Annotated in this window: 16 protein-coding genes; 7 read left to right on the top strand and 9 right to left on the bottom strand. The window is 39.9% G+C overall.

Annotation, left to right across the window (positions count from 1 at the left end; translation table 11 throughout):
- Positions 1 to 96 precede the first annotated feature (96 nt).
- The 4 genes from I6N95_RS16825 to yycF form a co-directional block, all read right to left on the bottom strand.
- Positions 97 to 912: a two-component system regulatory protein YycI gene (locus tag I6N95_RS16825; protein ID WP_209530082.1), complete on the bottom strand. Its 816-nt coding sequence runs from the start codon at positions 910 to 912 to the stop codon at positions 97 to 99.
- The gene (locus tag I6N95_RS16830; protein ID WP_209530084.1) at positions 912 to 2,222 is read right to left on the bottom strand and encodes a YycH family regulatory protein; all 1,311 of its coding nucleotides are present in this window, start codon (positions 2,220 to 2,222) and stop codon (positions 912 to 914) included. The genes I6N95_RS16825 and I6N95_RS16830 overlap by 1 nt, the downstream gene beginning before the upstream one ends.
- Positions 2,219 to 4,039 (bottom strand): cell wall metabolism sensor histidine kinase WalK, encoded by a 1,821-nt coding sequence (walK, locus tag I6N95_RS16835; RefSeq protein WP_209530086.1) that lies wholly within the window; start codon positions 4,037 to 4,039, stop codon positions 2,219 to 2,221. The genes I6N95_RS16830 and walK overlap by 4 nt, the downstream gene beginning before the upstream one ends.
- A gap of 181 nt (positions 4,040 to 4,220) precedes the next feature.
- Positions 4,221 to 4,928: a response regulator YycF gene (yycF, locus tag I6N95_RS16840; protein WP_209530088.1), complete on the bottom strand. Its 708-nt coding sequence runs from the start codon at positions 4,926 to 4,928 to the stop codon at positions 4,221 to 4,223.
- A 229-nt stretch (positions 4,929 to 5,157) separates the two neighbouring features.
- On the opposite strand from yycF, the gene I6N95_RS16845 reads away from it, so the two are divergent.
- Positions 5,158 to 5,799, top strand: a complete 642-nt coding sequence (locus I6N95_RS16845; RefSeq protein WP_209530090.1) for a hypothetical protein — start codon at positions 5,158 to 5,160, stop codon at positions 5,797 to 5,799.
- A 126-nt stretch (positions 5,800 to 5,925) separates the two neighbouring features.
- Here the strand turns inward: I6N95_RS16845 and I6N95_RS16850 are convergent, their stop codons facing one another.
- Both I6N95_RS16850 and I6N95_RS16855 read right to left on the bottom strand, forming a co-directional pair.
- Positions 5,926 to 6,444 carry a methylated-DNA--[protein]-cysteine S-methyltransferase gene (locus I6N95_RS16850; protein ID WP_209530092.1) on the bottom strand — a complete coding sequence of 173 codons (519 nt, stop codon included), beginning with the start codon at positions 6,442 to 6,444 and terminating at the stop codon, positions 5,926 to 5,928.
- 16 nt (positions 6,445 to 6,460) lie between these two features.
- Positions 6,461 to 7,360: a DNA-3-methyladenine glycosylase 2 gene (locus tag I6N95_RS16855; RefSeq protein WP_209530094.1), complete on the bottom strand. Its 900-nt coding sequence runs from the start codon at positions 7,358 to 7,360 to the stop codon at positions 6,461 to 6,463.
- Between the two features lie 348 nt (positions 7,361 to 7,708).
- Here I6N95_RS16855 and I6N95_RS16860 point away from each other — a divergent pair, with 348 nt between their 5' ends.
- Together I6N95_RS16860 and I6N95_RS16865 are read left to right on the top strand one after the other, a co-directional pair.
- Entirely contained in the window at positions 7,709 to 8,176 is a 468-nt protein-coding gene (locus I6N95_RS16860) for a DUF6323 family protein (RefSeq protein ID WP_209530096.1), read from the top strand.
- Positions 8,154 to 9,413 (top strand): DUF6179 domain-containing protein, encoded by a 1,260-nt coding sequence (locus I6N95_RS16865; protein WP_209530098.1) that lies wholly within the window; start codon positions 8,154 to 8,156, stop codon positions 9,411 to 9,413. Before I6N95_RS16860 ends, I6N95_RS16865 begins: the two co-directional genes overlap by 23 nt.
- 245 nt (positions 9,414 to 9,658) lie before the next feature.
- On the opposite strand, the gene I6N95_RS16870 is transcribed toward I6N95_RS16865, so the two are convergent.
- The gene (locus I6N95_RS16870) at positions 9,659 to 11,818 is read right to left on the bottom strand and encodes a HelD family protein (protein WP_209530099.1); all 2,160 of its coding nucleotides are present in this window, start codon (positions 11,816 to 11,818) and stop codon (positions 9,659 to 9,661) included.
- Positions 11,819 to 12,120: 302 nt separating this feature from the next.
- On the opposite strand from I6N95_RS16870, the gene I6N95_RS16875 reads away from it, so the two are divergent.
- Both I6N95_RS16875 and I6N95_RS16880 read left to right on the top strand, forming a co-directional pair.
- The gene (locus tag I6N95_RS16875; RefSeq protein WP_209530102.1) at positions 12,121 to 12,618 is read left to right on the top strand and encodes an LURP-one-related/scramblase family protein; all 498 of its coding nucleotides are present in this window, start codon (positions 12,121 to 12,123) and stop codon (positions 12,616 to 12,618) included.
- 109 nt (positions 12,619 to 12,727) lie between these two features.
- Positions 12,728 to 13,069: a DUF1622 domain-containing protein gene (locus I6N95_RS16880; protein ID WP_209530104.1), complete on the top strand. Its 342-nt coding sequence runs from the start codon at positions 12,728 to 12,730 to the stop codon at positions 13,067 to 13,069.
- Between the two features lie 37 nt (positions 13,070 to 13,106).
- Here the strand turns inward: I6N95_RS16880 and I6N95_RS16885 are convergent, their stop codons facing one another.
- On the bottom strand, positions 13,107 to 13,433 hold the full coding sequence (locus tag I6N95_RS16885) for a winged helix-turn-helix transcriptional regulator (protein WP_209530106.1): 327 nt from the start codon (positions 13,431 to 13,433) through the stop codon (positions 13,107 to 13,109).
- A 165-nt stretch (positions 13,434 to 13,598) separates the two neighbouring features.
- On the opposite strand from I6N95_RS16885, the gene I6N95_RS16890 reads away from it, so the two are divergent.
- Positions 13,599 to 14,354, top strand: a complete 756-nt coding sequence (locus I6N95_RS16890) for a class I SAM-dependent methyltransferase (protein WP_209530109.1) — start codon at positions 13,599 to 13,601, stop codon at positions 14,352 to 14,354.
- Positions 14,355 to 14,390: 36 nt separating this feature from the next.
- On the opposite strand, the gene I6N95_RS16895 is transcribed toward I6N95_RS16890, so the two are convergent.
- Positions 14,391 to 15,542 (bottom strand): trans-sulfuration enzyme family protein, encoded by a 1,152-nt coding sequence (locus I6N95_RS16895; RefSeq protein ID WP_209530111.1) that lies wholly within the window; start codon positions 15,540 to 15,542, stop codon positions 14,391 to 14,393.
- A gap of 355 nt (positions 15,543 to 15,897) precedes the next feature.
- On the opposite strand from I6N95_RS16895, the gene I6N95_RS16900 reads away from it, so the two are divergent.
- Positions 15,898 to 16,191, top strand: a complete 294-nt coding sequence (locus tag I6N95_RS16900; protein WP_209530113.1) for a hypothetical protein — start codon at positions 15,898 to 15,900, stop codon at positions 16,189 to 16,191.
- Positions 16,192 to 16,410: the final 219 nt, after the last annotated feature.

Genomic DNA, 16,410 nt, shown 5'->3' on the forward strand with positions numbered 1-16,410 from the left:
CTTGCGGATAAGGGCGCCTCCCTTCCTTCAATCGCTTGTTTCAAACCACCAACAACCACTAAGTCCTGCAAAAGTAAGCTGACTTAGTGGTTGAGTTTATTTTTTGACTTCGGGAATACTTGCGGAAATCACTGAATTGGTGAAGGCGTTAATTCGTTCCATTTGAATGTTATTTTTATTAGTTTCGATCCAAACGAACCAAGCCGGAATATAGACATTTTTATCCCGCACCGTAAAGAGCCGAGTATAAGCCAGTTCCGTTTTGACGACTTTTGACTCACTGGGAATTCGATTGCTCATGTACAAGGTTTTAATGGCCGCATTTTCACTGACTACTTCTTGTTTTTCACGCAAAGGTTGAATCTCTGATAGATGGGTTTGGGTGTAGCCTTTTAATGTGATCTTTTCCTCAGCGTCTGGAACATCAAAATGCAGTTCTGACGTTTCATCATTAAAGGGAACACCTTCGAACTCCTGTGATAAGACAATTTCATTTTGTTCATTAGAAGGCAATTCTCTGAGACGATAGTCCGCCCCAAAAACGATCGGAGCATCTCCAATCAAAAAGCTCGTTAATTCCTTTTCTAAATTTTGCCGATCGATGGTAATCTGACTGGCTAAAGGCAATGTTCGTGATAAGCGATGATTCTCAATTTTATCATAACTGTCTTGAACCACATCATGAAAATTAGTGGCCTCAGCACTTAAATAATAGCCATCGTAAATCTTGGCCGAAAACGTCCCTTCAAAGGAAATTTTATCCGCCTTTAACCGACTTTCAATATCTGCCGCAGTGGCAATTTCCGACGTAGGCCCTTGATCAACTTGACTTTGACGAAAGGTGTATAAGAGAAATAAATTGAGACTGAGAAATGCACAGAAAAAAATCAGTTCTATTCGTTTAAAATCCATTACTCTTTCCCTCCCATTTCCTGGGCTTTTTGAATCACATTGGCCACATTGTCCCAATAATTATCAAGTTTCACATACCATTCTGGCACTAAATCCACCACTTGTTTGGTTTCCTGATTAGCTTCCCAAGTATAACCAATTTGCAGATCTTCTAACTCTTTGCGCTGAATCCCCGCTGCTTCAAGCTGCGCTACAATTCTTTCTGTATTTGGCAACGTTACTTCTTCATCTGAAGGAATCGGAACTTGGATCGTTTCCTGATTAGTCATCACTTGGATGATTTGATTATTGCGGGTCACTTCAACCCGTCCTTTGGTATGATCACTAAAAATCGGAAAGCCTTCTACAAAATTGCGATAAGTCACTTTATTTCCACGGCCTTCAAAGTAACGAATAGTCCCCATGGAATTTCCAATACTCTGAACATAGTAAAAAGTATCTGTATAAATATTGTGAGTTGGATTGACTAAGACCGTTTCTGGTTTAATCCGCCCGCTAAACTGGGCTTCGCCAGTATCATAGCTAATCTTCAAACTGTCGCCTTCAGCGTTGATCAAATCCACATCTCTACTGTTTCTATTGCTGTCATTTGGCATGATTTCTTGAGGATTATCAAAAAATGCCTGAGAGAACAACGTATAAGATTGGGTTGATAAAATATAACTGTATTTTTTTAAGGTGATGTCCTCGATAAATTGATAAAAGACAGGTAACTCAGAGTCTTCATGAAGAACTTCAATAAATCGGTTATTTGTATCTCGTAAAAGTCGTCTAATTTCACTTAAATCGCCCTTAAACTTAATGCGATACACTTGCTGATTTTTATCATTTAAAACATACATCACATCTTCGTCCAAAGACACAACTAATCGTTGAAAACTCATGTCCTCTTCAATTCCGCGGGTCACATCCTGGTCATTGATCTCCAAAAAATAAGCGAGAGATATTGGACTGCCCATTACCAACTCAAAGGAATTCGGTTTGGTTTGAGACTCTAGGTATCTAGCTCCGTCTTTTTCCGAATACACCGTTAAACGTTCACGAGATAACCGCAGCACTTCTTTGGTGATGGAAGAAATCAAGTTTTCTTTATTGCTGTAAAAATGTTTCCCCTGATCATCATGATAGATTAGCTTAACAGGGCTAAAGACATCTTTCGGTTGCTTCATGTTCATGGTACTTTCTGAGTTTTTACTATTATCCACCAAATCTTTGCTGCCAGAGTTCGTCCAGATTTTCCAAGAAAGAAAGAGACTTAAGACGATCATGCTCACTAATCCGAAACGAATCAATCTGCCGCCTAGTTTCATATCCAATCATCCTCCTCTATTGGTTCATATGGTAGAGAGATATAGAAGGTTGAGCCTTTCCCCTCTTCACTTTCAGCCCAAATCGAGCCGCCGTGATCTTGAATGACCTCGCGTGAAATAGCTAAGCCTAAACCAGAGCCTCCCATGGCACGGGAGCGAGCTTTATCCACCCGGAAGAAACGATTGAATACGCGCTTAACATCTTGCTGGGGAATCCCCATGCCCTGATCTGAAATGGAGATAATCACGTTATTGTGGGTTTCCAACAAGGTACACGTAATTTCACCACCATCAGGTGAATACTTTAAGGCATTATTCATAATATTATCCAGCACTTGAATAATTTTATCTGGATCTACCTCTGTCCAGATCGTGCGACGAGTAAATTCTTTTTTGATCTTATAGTTCTGATTCTGACTTTTAATCATCATCTCAAAACGTTCAAGTACAAAATTAACCATCTCATTTAAATTGACCAGTTCTAGCTGAATTGGGCTTTTTTGAGCGTCAATTCGCGATAGATGAAGCAGATCGTTGATCATGCGAATCATCCGATCCGTCTCTTCTAAGGTAACGTTTAAGAAGCGCGGTGCCAACTCTGGGTCTTGCCAAGCACCATCGGTTAGGGATTCCAAATAACTCTTCATGCTGGTTAACGGCGTCCGTAATTCATGGGACACATTCGATACAAACTCACGGCGCTCGCTTTCGTTTTTCTCCTGTTCCGTAACATCGTGAAGCACACAGACCAAGCCGCTGATAAAACCAGACTCACGTCGAATCATGGCAAAATCCGCCTTTAAAATGGTCTGCTCTTCTTCTGAAATGCTGACATCGATCAACTGCTCATTTTGTTCTTCCAATAATTGGCGCAAGGTGTAATTTTCATGAATGTTTAGAATTTCTAAAATCGATTTATTGACCGCTTCTTCACTGGTCGTGTTTAACAACATTAAGGCCATCTCATTGATAATGATCACTTTGCCACGGCGGTCAGTGGCAATCACCCCATCGGTCATGTGGGACAAGACACTGTCCAAACGATGTCGTTCCGCCTCCAAGGTCTCCTGAGCTTCTTCAACCCGATCGGATAACTCATTAAAGGTCTGAGCCAACTGGCCTAATTCATCCTGACCATGAACTTCAATCTCGCCACTGTAGTCCCCCTGAGCAATTTTCATGGCTTGTTGCTGCATTTCACCAATTGGTTTAGTAATGGTTCGCGCCACTAGCAAAGCCACTGCTAAAGAAATTGAAATGGCAATCATCGACGCAGAAAAGAAGATTAGTGCGGTATCATTGACGTCTTTATAACGGCTTTCAATGTCACTCTTAACATAGAGAGCACCGATGACTGCGTCGCCAGTCGGTGACTTTATTTGCTGAACGTTGATATAGACCCGTTTGTTGGTTGCGGTATCCTTGATCTCTTTTCGTTTTTCGGTAAAATCATTCAGTTCCGGGATGTCGTTCTTTTTGCCAATATCGCTTTGTTTATTGGCATCGCTAGTAGCCCGAACAATGGCCTTGTCATCTACCACTCGTACTTCAAAGACATCCTTTTTGGAAAATTCATTGACGGCCCGCTTAAGAGTAGCATCGTCTTCATCATCTGAAGAGCTTAATTCTGCACTAAGATTAGAAGCTAATTGTTCCACATTGGCGTTCATGCTCTCCTTAAAAGCGGAAATATTATTTTTTTCTAATTCACGAATAAAAATAGCCCCGATGATTTCCACTGATATCAAGAGCAGCAGAACAAACACCATGGCAATTTTGAAATGAACAGATTGGAAAAAACGGATTTTTTTCCGCATGTTCTGAACCTCCTAAATTCTAAAAATGGGGACATTGTCCCACACCAAAAGGTACTTCCCATAATGGTGGTTTTGACAAAATAACGTAAAAATCCGTCCCTCTTTGGTGTAGATAGAAACCCATAGAGATGATGGTGATCATCAGATCTATGGGTCAGTGAAATTCTTGATCATGATTATCTTAGTCTTGGTCTGGATTGCGCAAGTAGTAACCTACGCCTCGACGGGTGACTAGCCAAGCTGGATGGCTTGGGCTGTCTTCGATCTTTTCACGCAAACGTCTAACTGTTACATCGACTGTTCGAACATCGCCAAAATAATCGTAGCCCCAAACGGTTTGCAATAAATGCTCCCGTGTCATCACTTGTCCAAGATGCTTCGCTAAATAATGCAACAACTCAAACTCACGGTGGGTCAACTCAATCTTTTCACCACGTTTAGAAACAATGTACGCATCTGGGTGAATCGTTAACGCCCCTATTTCCAATTCATTGGACTCTTCTTCTTCTTGAACTTTAGTACTGACAGATCCTTGGCGTCTTAAGTTAGCTTTGACACGAGCAACGAGTTCCCGGTTTGAGAATGGTTTCGTGACATAATCGTCTGCGCCTAATTCCAAGCCTAAAACTTTATCAATTTCTGAATCTTTCGCCGTCACCATAATAATGGGCATATCGTAACTTTTACGAATTTCACGGCAAACTTCTAAACCATCAATCTTTGGCAACATTAAGTCTAACAAGACTAGGTCTGGTTCCACTTCTTTGACTTTTTCAATGGCTTCTTCACCGTCATAGGCAGTAAAGACTTCGTAGCCTTCCTTAGTTAAATTAAATTTTACAATATCGGAAATTGGCTTTTCATCGTCTACAACTAAGATTTTTTTCATACTTTATTTCCTCCTCTTGCTACTTAAAGTTTTTCTTCACAAGGCTGTCTCATCCATTATACCTTATTTCCCGCTCAGTTTAAACTATCCATGCTTTTGTCTAAAATTATTTCGATATTTTATTAAAAAACGGTCGATTTTTCTATCAACCTCTAGTAGAATGAGAGGTGAAGGGTTTATTGTATTGTCACCCCTTTAATTATTGGATATTAGAGCGGAGGAAAAAGGGATGTATTCAACTAATACCCTGCAATTTTCACTGATTTTAGCGATTGTGGCACTGGTCGTTTCTCTCATAAGCAGTGTTTATTTCTATTTACAAATCAAAGGGTTAAAACGAGATATTGTCATTTACTACAGTGAAGATGAAGAAGATAATGAGGAGAACGTCGCTCACCACGAACGCCCTCCTAGGCCTGACGCAACAGCTATGGGGGATACCCGGATTGAGTGGATGAATCAAATTACCGAGTATTCTGAGGAATTAATCAATTACACAACGGCCATTTTTAAGGCCTCACGAACGGTGATTCAACAAAATATCGCCATCCAAAAAGATTTGGCAACCGCTGAAACTCATCATCTTAAAACAGAGCAAATTGCCAACTATCATAATAGTGTAGATGAATATAAAGTCGTCACCTCTAAATTAAGGTTGACCTTTTTTGGGGATAAAAAGAACGCGGAAATTCTTTCGACCTTGAAAAAAATTAATTTCGTTGTCGAAGGTGAGTATGAAGCCCAAATGGACAATGATATGAGCAGGCACGATGCACTCGTAGAAGAATACGATCGTTTGATCGAAACCTATATTGATCTAACCCGTAAACACTTAGCAATCGAATGGGAAAAAATCAAACGCGGCTTGTAACAAGAGGCTTAAGCCAAGGCTTACGGCTTTTGCCGAGACAGACAACTAAAAAGAGGAGGCTGTGACAGTTAATTGATAACCGTCACAGCCTCCTTTTTAGCAGTTAAGCGATAATCCCAACGCTATCTATTTACATGAAATTCCTTCGATTGCCAATAAACGGTATTTCAACGGTACCCCCCCTGCATATCCCCCAATGCCACCATCCTTACGTAAAATACGGTGACATGGAACAATAATCGGAATGGGATTTTTGCCCACGGCTGTTCCGACGGCTCGGGTGGCTTGGGGCCGCCCAACAGCTTCTGCCAACAAGCTGTAGCTGGAGCTTTCACCGAAAGGCACTTTTAATAACTCTTGCCACACCTCTTGTTGGAAAGACGTTCCCCGCTCGCCAAAATCAATGGCCATATCAAAAGCTTGCCGCTTTCCTTGAAGATATTCTACTAATTGGGTTTTATAAGGCGCCACTTTTTTTGAATTGTAAACAGGCACTATTGTTTCCTTATACTTAGCAAAAAAAGTTGTAACATTGGCCACCTCATCTGAAATAATGTCCAGGTAAACCAAGCCCTTGTCACTGACAGCCATTAAAAACTTGTAATCAGCAAACTGAAGGGTATCATAATAGATTGTGTCAAACATCTTATTCATTCCTTTCTTAATACAGTAATCGCCATAAATAAAAGGTACTGTAGCCACACCACTGGCCCCAACATTTTTTCAAGTGCAACAAAGAGGATTGGGTAGGTTTTTCAGGTAAGCCCTGAACCACTTTCAACGCATTAAGCAAGCCGACATCGGCTGTCGGAAAAGCCTCACCTAAACGAAAACAGCGCATCATCACATAATTGGCTGTCCAGGGGCCGATTCCTCTAATAGTCGTCATCGCCTTTTCCACTGTCTCAGTATCTGCCATGCTTAAATAAGCCTCTTTTGAAATTTGCCCACTTAAAATCAAACGAGCCACTTCTTGCAAATATTCGCATTTACGTCGACTAAGTTTAAGAGCCAACAAGTCAGCCATATCAGCATCAGCTATGACAGCGGCTGTCGGAAACGCCCAATACACTTGGCCATGGTAGCTGATTTTTTCACCAAATCGTTCGACGAGTCGTCGCTTCAACGTATAAGCAAAGCTTAAGGTAATTTGCTGTCCTAAAATCCCCCAAGAAATAGCTTCAAAAAAGTCAGGCACCCCCATTAAGCGCAATCCATAAAATTGACTTGCCACATTCTTCAAAATCGGGTCAGCCTTAGCCAATTGATAAAACGGTTTTAGATCCCGTGTTAAATCAAAAAAATCCTCAACAAAGATCAATAATTTTGCCACCTGTTCTTCAGTCAGATGCACCTCATTTAAAATTGAGATCCTCAAATAAGCTTCTTTATAGGACAGCCTAATCAAAATCAGCAGGTTGTCAATTTCGACCACACGGGTGATCTTCTGACCTTCAATTTGATACATCACCTCATTGGATTCCCGCAACAAGTAATTTAAATTTTGCTGAAAATCAAATTCCATTGGGACTTTTAAGTGATACTCTTGGGACTCTGACATTTTTGACCTCCACTTTTTCTAAATACATCGATCAGTTAAAATCAGCAAACAGATCATTCCATTGGCTTATTTATGACGAACTTCATGACTTAAGTTTACCAAACATTTTTATCACTATCTTGCTTTTTAATTATCATAAGGCAAAAAAAAACAGGATAGTCAGATGAAACATCCGAAAATCCTGTGACTTTTTTACTCTTTCAGTATCTTTATATTACCACAAAATGACCGAAATTTAAAGACTACTAATCTGACTTTTTATGTGGTATTAAGTATGTACAGCTTTAATTAGCTGCTGTGACCAAGGCATGACTTTCTAACTACTATTACCAAGGAGGCGTTTCATCTATGTTAAACGAATTAGCTGTTTGGCAACTACAAGCAGAACCTGCTTTACACGACTTAACCACCTCACTAAATAGACGGCTAAATCCTTTAGTGCCAAAACTAACAACTCAAGACAGTCAAGAGCTCCTAATTATTCGCCATGAACAATTGGTTGCGACTCATCGCTTGGAATTGTCAACTCTTCCCCTTGAGTCTTTGACTGAACACTTGAGTTTTTCTCCCCACTTAACTCATCATCACTTTTTATCTTTAATCGGGGAGTGTTTGGAAATCTTTTACTGGATTCGCAATGAAAGCCCTAAGACTATCACTGATGATGACTTGATTGATTTAATGATTGAAGTCTTTAATAACCGAACAGAAGGGTCCTTGGAAGGGACGCGAAACTATCTTGAAAGCTGGGTTCGTTTTGCCCCCCCCTTAATCTTAACAAAGGAGCTTAACGATGACGACTCATTATTTGACTGAGACTTTTTCTGGCAATAAAGAAGCTATTTTATCATTGTTACACAAAGAATTAGCCAATTATTTAAGTGGCTCAAGTTCCTTACCTGTAGATGAAGTTGAAAATTTGCTTCAATCGATGCTTTTTGTTTTATCACATGGAAAAGCTGATGGAGTCTCCATACCTTTACAATTCGAAGCTGGAAAAAAGCAGCTTAAACAGCAGTTGGTAGCCACAAAGGAACTTTACCAGCAAGTACTAAACTCAATGTTGCCTTTAAGGGTTGAGGCCTATTGGCAAACCGTTCAAAACATTCAGCATTTTTTTACAGCCTATGATCTTGAGTACCATGCCCATGAGGTGCCTGCTTCAATCGATTATTTACTAGCTGAACCTGTGGATGACCGCCGCTATAAAGGCCTTGATTTTATTCATCATTACTTGCTACAGTTATCTTGGGAAAATCGCTTTTGTGCTCCCTATGCCGATCACCTAGACGAGTTATTTCATTGTTACGAGCAACAACTAAAAGTCAATTATCGGTATGATATCAATAACTTGTTTAGCATAATCTTCAAACAAACCTTGGCAAAACGTTTAATCGATAAAAAGACGACTCATCTTATTCTGAGTCAGTCTGAGAGCAGTCTCCTCTCTCAATTATTAGCAGAGACGTCCGATATTCGGCTTTTATTGGGCCAGGCCTTAACCCACTTGCTCAAGGAAATAAACCTCTCAGATCAGCAATACTATTACAAGTGTTTAGAATCTGTTAGTGTGAACTTGGAGCAGACATTGGCTCATGGCACTATCGACAACTTTTTTCTAACAGACCCACCTGAAGAACTCTCACACATCTTTATCAGCAATACTGGCTTAGTCAACACTGAATTCACTCAGCTAATCGAAGAACTCCCTGATATTTCGTCATCCCAACTGCCCAATTTTTTGGCCGATAAATTTAACTCACTCAACGATTATTGGGATTTACTGACTCTCGATATTTTAAGTGATCAAGACGTTACCGCCATTATTAACCGTTTGGATTGCCAGTCGTTGATCGTGCTTTTAAAAATGGCAGGCCGTGAAGTCAATGAAGCGTTTAGTTCCTTTGAAACCACTTTAGACGCTCTTACTGCCAGCCAGCTTCCTTGGTTGCGGTTATTGGCTCATGAGATTATCAATCGACCAGCAAACAACCAACAAGAACTTAAGCAGCTGTTCCAACAACTGACCCTCCCTCTGGATGATTTTGACTAACCCGTGAAAAACAGGGCGGAACTTAAGTCCCACCCTGTTTTATATGATTGTTAGCCGATAACCACTTGCCAACTACTGCTGGCTTTTAGCTAAAAAACTAACGGCTTGATTAGTTTAACTAAAGTGGATATATACATCCTGTTAAATAATCAAACAGATAGTTCCATTGGATAATGCGCATAATCATCCGCCAAGAGTGGTACTTTCAGCTTTTTTCTGGCTGAACGTTTAACGGTAAAGGATGATTATTTAATGGGAACTATATAGTTGGAAGGTTCGCCAACATATGGCAAGTAGAGTTCATGCATGGCACGAGAGCTAGCCGTATAAAGCAAATTCAAATCCTGGCTATCTTTAAAACGTTTCTTAGACACATTGTGGACTATCACCACGTCAAACTCCAATCCTTTTGCCAAATGAACTGGCATCAGTAAGACTGGGACGTTCAACTCCATCCGCGAAGAATCAGCAATCAAGGTAACCTCTGCCGGCTCTCCCAGTTCGCGATACAGACGCTTGGCTTCATCGCTATCTTTTGTTAAGACTACTTTGCGATAGCCATTTTTAGCAGGCGTCAATTGCTTATTTAAATACTCAAAGTAAGCCTCTTGCGAGCTAAACTGAGGAAATTCTGGGTCTTTTCCTGGTCGATCAATGACCTCGACACCACTGCCTTCGCCACCGAGTAAATGCTTCATAAAATGACTGATAGGTCCACTTGAACGGTAAGATTTTAGTAGTTGAACCGACTTAACTTGGCGGTGACTGGCTTGGAAGATTTCTTCCACTCGTTTAAAGCTTGTGCCTTGAGCAAAAATCGACTGGTAACCATCACCAACCAAGGTGAAGTGAGAGCCACTGTATACCTTTGATAAGAAATACAGCTGTGCTTCACTATAATCTTGGACCTCGTCCAAGATCACAAACTTAGTTTTGCGATTATTGCGACGTTCAATCATCAGGTGGTATAAATAGGCAAACTCGGTCGCCTGATCCAAAGACATCGGCTGATTGATTCGCAGCCCTGTTGCCAAAATATAGTGACTCTCAATGTCAATCCAGCTAAAATTATTAATACTCCCTTTAAGATTGCTGTAACGACGATTAACCAAGCGATTAATTACCTGTTGAATATTCTCGTCTTCTGACCCTTTTTTCACTTTAGCAAACAGTTGATTGTATTCTTCATTGCTCATGTTTTCCAATTCATCGCGCCATTTTGGTTTCTTACTTTCAGTTCGAATAAATTTCGCTAACGCTTCGTTCATTTTTTCTTTTAAGTAATCTAGTTTACGATACAATTCAACTTCTTTTGGCAAGGACATAATGGTTTGTTGCATCCACTTAGTGGAGATGATCAACTCGTCTCCCCGCTTAATAGGTGTAAAGTCCATCAATTCTGGTTTTAAATCAGCCACGTACTCTTCGATGGCTTTCATGTTATCAAGGGAATTTAAGACCAATGGATTTTTTAGCTGTTCTTCCAGATTTTCCACTTCATAATGGCGACCACGATTTCGCATTAGATCACGGTAAGTCATCTGACGAGGATTTTTTTCACCTAAACTCGGTAGAACTTCTTCAATGTATTTACTAAACATCGGATTAGGGGATAATAAAAGCACCTGTTCTGGCACTAGATCATCTTTGTAACGATATAACAGAAACGCTATTCGTTGTAGAATCGTCGAGGTTTTACCACTGCCGGCAATTCCTTCAACAATCAACACATCACTTTTAGTATCACGAATAATCGCATTTTGTTCTTTTTGAATCGTACTCGTAATATCGGTCAACTTAGCCGTTGATTCCTCATTTAACACTTCCAATAACATTGGATCTTCAATAGCCGTACTCGTGTCAAAAAAATCAACTAATTTACTTTTATTTAATTTCATCTGACGACGATTTTTTAAATCAACAGTAACTTGTCCCATTGGTGCTTCATAGCTTGTTGGCCCAAGGTTATTTTCATAATATAAATTAGCAATCGGCGAGCGCCAATCGTAGACATATTGATGGTGATCTTCATCACTAAAACCAGCTACGCCAATGTAAAATTGTTCTATTTCTGACTCATCTGGATATTGGACATCCAATTTAGCAAAATAAGGGCCTTCTAATAGTTGACCGATATTTCGTTTTTGCTTTTCCAACCACTCGCGTTTGTAATTCAACTGAGCTAGCTCTTGATTCTTTTGCTCAACTTCAATTAATGATTCAAAACTATCAGAGGCAGATGACGTATTAATCCGAATATCATCAGATAGATTCTTCAAAAAATTACGGGAATCTAATTCAGCGTCATCGAAATCATTGAAGACTTTCTCCTGCATCTCCAATAACTTACCATACACCATGGTTAAATAATCTTGCTCTATTGCCCATTCATTTTTTTTAGACATAGACTCTCCTCCTAGTTGAAACGTTTGATTTGCTTCTTCATTCAACTGCATAACATTCATGACGATAATCACTTCACGAATAAATAATTTTACGCTGATATGGCGGTCTTGTCAATCTTTTCAAACAAACGTTCTCGTTTTTTGGCAATTTAGTCCTTTATTACCATTTTGCTAGCCAACTAGGACACTAGATAGGGATGAAATGATCTCTTAGATCATTTAGTTAAAAGGGATCATTGTCAGTACAATCGCTTATTTTCCAACGGTTTATTTGCTATAATAACTAAAAGGGGGTCATCGACTTGCAGAAACTGTATATGAAACAAAAAGTTTTTAGTTTACGTGATCGATTTACCATCAAGGATGAACGTGGCAGTGACGTTTACTTTGTCAGTGGGTCTATTTTTTCATTCGCCAAAAAGCTCTACATTCACAACCGACAAGATCAGGAGGTAGCGCGAATCGAGCAACAATTATTAAAGCTCTTACCTAAATTCAGCTTATTGATCGATAACCAAGAGGTGGCTGTTATCAAAAAAGAATTCACCTTCTTTAAGCAAAAGTATGACATTGAAGGGACAGATATTAAGGCCGAAGGTGATTTTCTCGCAATGACCTTTAGTTTAACTCGCCACGGTAAGACGATCGCCACTGTTCAAAAGGCATGGTTTAGCTGGGGAGACAGTTATGAAATAAGCATTAGCAAACAAGAGGACGAGCTGATTGTGCTTGGTTTGGTATTGGCCATTGATTTTATTTCCCATAACGACGATTCGTCGGCCAGTTCCACGTCTCAGTAAACTCTTTCCTTTAATAAGTAAACTTGCTATACTTGTTATAAGATGACAGTATGCCATACTTATTAAGCGTGTTAAGCACATGTAAGCTAAGACCAGAGGAGATGTCGGGATGCACTATTTTGAGCCATTTGTTCACATAATTGTGATGCTACTTAACGCCATTTCAATTATTATTTTAGTATTGGGTGTGGCTAAAGCTACTTGGGATTTTATTCGCAACGAAGCTCGACGTTTACCGAAACTGGAAACAGCTAAACACAACAATATCATTAAAAATTATTTAGCGACTTATATTCTTCTAGGGTTAGAAATTCTGATTGCAGCAGATATCATCGAATCGATCATGAACCCCACTTTAGAAGATATTCTAGTTCTAGCCGCAGTTGTTATTATCCGAACGGTTATTTCTTACTTCTTAGGCAAAGAAATTGAACACACACGGATTGAATAAAAAAAAGAGAGAACCAAGGACGATCTTGATTCTCTCTTTATTTGGCTTTTACTAATTCCTGATAGCCTTCCCCCCACTGTGACATCGCATCTAACACAATATGTAAACTACGTCCCGTTTCCGTTAAAGTATACTCGACACGAGGTGGGACCTCCGCAAAGACTTGCCGACTGACTAAACCATCCGCTTCCATTTCACGTAAATTAGCGGTTAATACTTTTTGACTAATCTGACCAACCCCCTTTTTCAATTCGCCAAAACGTTTAGTACCTGTCATTAACTCTCGCAAAATAATGATTTTCCAGCGATTGCCGATTAAACTTAAGGTCGTTTCTACCGGACATGCCGATCCTATTTTTGTCAAATGCCTCGTCTCCTCTCATTAGTATCTAAAAGGCTGTTCCTGTATTTTAGTAACTTATCCAAGTATAGCGAAAAATCAGCTATTTGTAAATTTAGTCAGACTTTTAATAAGACTTGCCTTATAATTAAAGGATAAGCTAAACTAAACGGAAAGAAGGCGTCCACTATGTTTAAGAATTACGGTCCATTGGCGACTGAAGTTTACGAATTAACTAAACCGGTCGGCAGCTCTTTAAATGGGGACATTGATTATTATAGTCAGCGGTTAGCCGGTATTTCAGGCAAAATATTAGAAGCTGGAGTTGGAACTGGGCGAATGCTTCTCCCTTTATTGGAAGAAGGATTGACGGTCGAAGGCCTCGACCAATCAGCTGAAATGTTGGCTTATTGCTACCAACACTTGGAATCCCATCAGTTAAGCACGCCACTCTATAAGGCAAACTTGGAAAATTTCGACTTGCCCGCTGATTATGAAGCGATTATCATGCCGACTGCAACCTTTTGTTTGCTCGAAACAGAAGCACTAGCAATAAAGGTCTTGCAAAATCTTTATCATCACTTACTGCCAAAGGGGCGACTAATTATCGATTTAGACTTACCTTTTTATCCTGAAGTGGGAGAAGTGATAACCTCAACTCATGCTCTTTCAGAGACCGTCGGCATTACGTTAGAACGGAAAACCGTCGCCATTGATTGGTTGGCTCAACATACCATCACACATCTAAAATACGAAAAATGGCAAGATGGACAATTAATTGGCACAGAACTTCAGCAATTATTGCTGCGTTGGTACGGCCTAACGGAATTCCGCTTATTGCTGGAACAAGTCGGATTTAAAGATGTCAGCGTCAGTGCGGATTATGATTATCTAGTTGCACCTGTCGACAGCAATCAAACCATTACCTTTGAAGCGCACAAATAGAGCAACGATCATCTGAATGGCTGATTTGACCGATACTCAGTGCGATGGGTTAACTTTATCTAAGGCCTGGTCCAAGTCAGCCGTTAAATCAGCCAAGCTTTCAATCCCAACTGACAGTCGCACTAACGCCGGTGTAACACCAGCGGCTAAACGATCTTGCTCTGACATGCAGCCGTGTGACATCTGCCAAGGATAAGACAAAATTGATTCAACTCCACCAAGGCTAACCGCGACAATTGGCAATTTGATGGCATCAAATAAACCATAAACCGCTTCCGTACTCAACAATTCAAATGACAACACGGCCCCGCCACTGCTAGCTTGTTTTTGGTGGACTAGCTGACCAGGATGGCTTGCCAACCCAGGATAGTAGACCCGGGACACCTGGTTTTTACGCTGCAAATGCTCAGCTAATAAAACCGCTGTGGTCACCGATTTTTCCATTCGTAACGCTAGGGTTTTAACGCCTCGTAAAAATAGCCAAGCCTCTTCTACCCCTAAAATCGCTCCTAACATCTTTTGATGCTTTTTGAGTCTCTGATATAGATGATCGTCGTTCATCACTAAGAATCCTGCCACAACATCACTATGGCCATTTAGAAACTTTGTGGCACTTTGAACCACGAGATCCACTCCTAAAGTTAAAGGATTTTGATAAATGGGTGTCATAAAGGTATTATCACAAATCGTTTGAATGTGGTTTTTTTTCGCAATGGAAACAACCGCCTCAATGTCCACAACATTTAACAAGGGATTAGACGGGGTTTCTAAATAGAAAAGCTTCGTTTCTGGTCGAATAGCTTGCTCCCAATTTTTCGGCTCTTGCCCCTTAACAAAGGTGTAAGAAATACCAAATCTAACCAACATCTCCGTCAATGTTTGAAAAGTGCCACCATAAATATCATGACATAAGACAATGTGATCTCCTTGAGAAAGTAAAAATAGCGCCGCATTAATGGCAGCCATTCCCGATGAAAAAGCTAGCCCGTGACGTCCGTGTTCTAATTTGGCCATACAAGTCTCTGCAGCCTCAATAGTCGGATTGCCAAAACGTGTATAGGTGTAACCATCATGCTCTCGAAAATTTTCCTGGTGGAAGGTGGAGGCCTGATATTTAGGAATTGATGAGGCTCCCGTCATTTGATCTATTACTGGATAACCGTGTAACAATGCTGTCTCTAAATCCATCTGATTGCTCTCCTTACTTGATAAACTTTTAATAAACTAAAATACAATTAAAACGCTCCCATTTAACAGTATACAACAGAAAAACAATCAATAACCTTTATAAGTATTTTTTTAGCAACTTCTTAAGCGGCACCCATTCTCTGGACTTCTCGCTGACCATTTTCATCAACCAGCAAATCGTGCTATTCCTCTATGACAGTTCCATTCTTTGCTAATCATTATGTGGTGGGAAGTATCTGATTAAAAAAGAATCCTTTAATTAACAATAAAAACCCACCATATTAGTTGCAGTTAACCCCAACTGCTCTTATACTAAAGGTACCCTAAAGGGAAATTGAGAAAGGTGATGCGTGGCATGATAAAAATTTCTAAAGACGAATTTGAAGATTTAAAAAGTAGTGCTAAGTATTTAACTTACTACTGGCACATCTTTAGAGGCATGGACACAGAAGGCAAGATCAATTTTGAACATTCATTTTTCATTCGTGATTTTATTGCTAATAATCGCTTTGAAGAAGTTACCGATGTCAAGTATTCCAAACATTTTAATAAAGTTATCATAGCCAGAGAACAATATGACTATTTAAATGAGTGTGTTGCGATCACCGAACAACTAAAAGAAGTTGTCACAACCATGGAAAAGCAGTAAGGATAGCTTTTGCTATTTCGTAACACAATCTTCTTGTTAAGGTTGAAGCTTCGTCACATTTTTTTCATATTTACGCGATATAGTATATGTATACCAACAAACAACCCTAACAAAACTTTTTCATGGTTTACGCAAGTTGCACCCTACTTCCTGCGTAAACACAACTCCTTTCAGAGGCTGAGACAATTGTCCAGCCTCTTCTTTTTTCCCCAATTTTTT

The organism is Vagococcus allomyrinae (assembly GCF_017829975.1).
Lineage (GTDB): Bacteria > Bacillota > Bacilli > Lactobacillales > Vagococcaceae > Vagococcus_D > Vagococcus_D allomyrinae.

Bases quoted from the DNA above. Each gene is read 5' to 3' on its own strand.
- I6N95_RS16825 (WP_209530082.1), bottom strand. From the start codon at position 912: ATGGATTTTAAACGAATAGAACTGATTTTTTTCTGTGCATTTCTCAGT.
- I6N95_RS16830 (WP_209530084.1), bottom strand. From the start codon at position 2,222: ATGAAACTAGGCGGCAGATTGATTCGTTTCGGATTAGTGAGCATGATC.
- walK (WP_209530086.1), bottom strand. From the start codon at position 4,039: ATGCGGAAAAAAATCCGTTTTTTCCAATCTGTTCATTTCAAAATTGCC.
- yycF (WP_209530088.1), bottom strand. From the start codon at position 4,928: ATGAAAAAAATCTTAGTTGTAGACGATGAAAAGCCAATTTCCGATATT.
- I6N95_RS16845 (WP_209530090.1), top strand. From the start codon at position 5,158: ATGTATTCAACTAATACCCTGCAATTTTCACTGATTTTAGCGATTGTG.
- I6N95_RS16850 (WP_209530092.1), bottom strand. From the start codon at position 6,444: ATGTTTGACACAATCTATTATGATACCCTTCAGTTTGCTGATTACAAG.
- I6N95_RS16855 (WP_209530094.1), bottom strand. From the start codon at position 7,360: ATGTCAGAGTCCCAAGAGTATCACTTAAAAGTCCCAATGGAATTTGAT.
- I6N95_RS16860 (WP_209530096.1), top strand. From the start codon at position 7,709: ATGTTAAACGAATTAGCTGTTTGGCAACTACAAGCAGAACCTGCTTTA.
- I6N95_RS16865 (WP_209530098.1), top strand. From the start codon at position 8,154: ATGACGACTCATTATTTGACTGAGACTTTTTCTGGCAATAAAGAAGCT.
- I6N95_RS16870 (WP_209530099.1), bottom strand. From the start codon at position 11,818: ATGTCTAAAAAAAATGAATGGGCAATAGAGCAAGATTATTTAACCATG.
- I6N95_RS16880 (WP_209530104.1), top strand. From the start codon at position 12,728: ATGCACTATTTTGAGCCATTTGTTCACATAATTGTGATGCTACTTAAC.
- I6N95_RS16890 (WP_209530109.1), top strand. From the start codon at position 13,599: ATGTTTAAGAATTACGGTCCATTGGCGACTGAAGTTTACGAATTAACT.
- I6N95_RS16895 (WP_209530111.1), bottom strand. From the start codon at position 15,542: ATGGATTTAGAGACAGCATTGTTACACGGTTATCCAGTAATAGATCAA.
- I6N95_RS16900 (WP_209530113.1), top strand. From the start codon at position 15,898: ATGATAAAAATTTCTAAAGACGAATTTGAAGATTTAAAAAGTAGTGCT.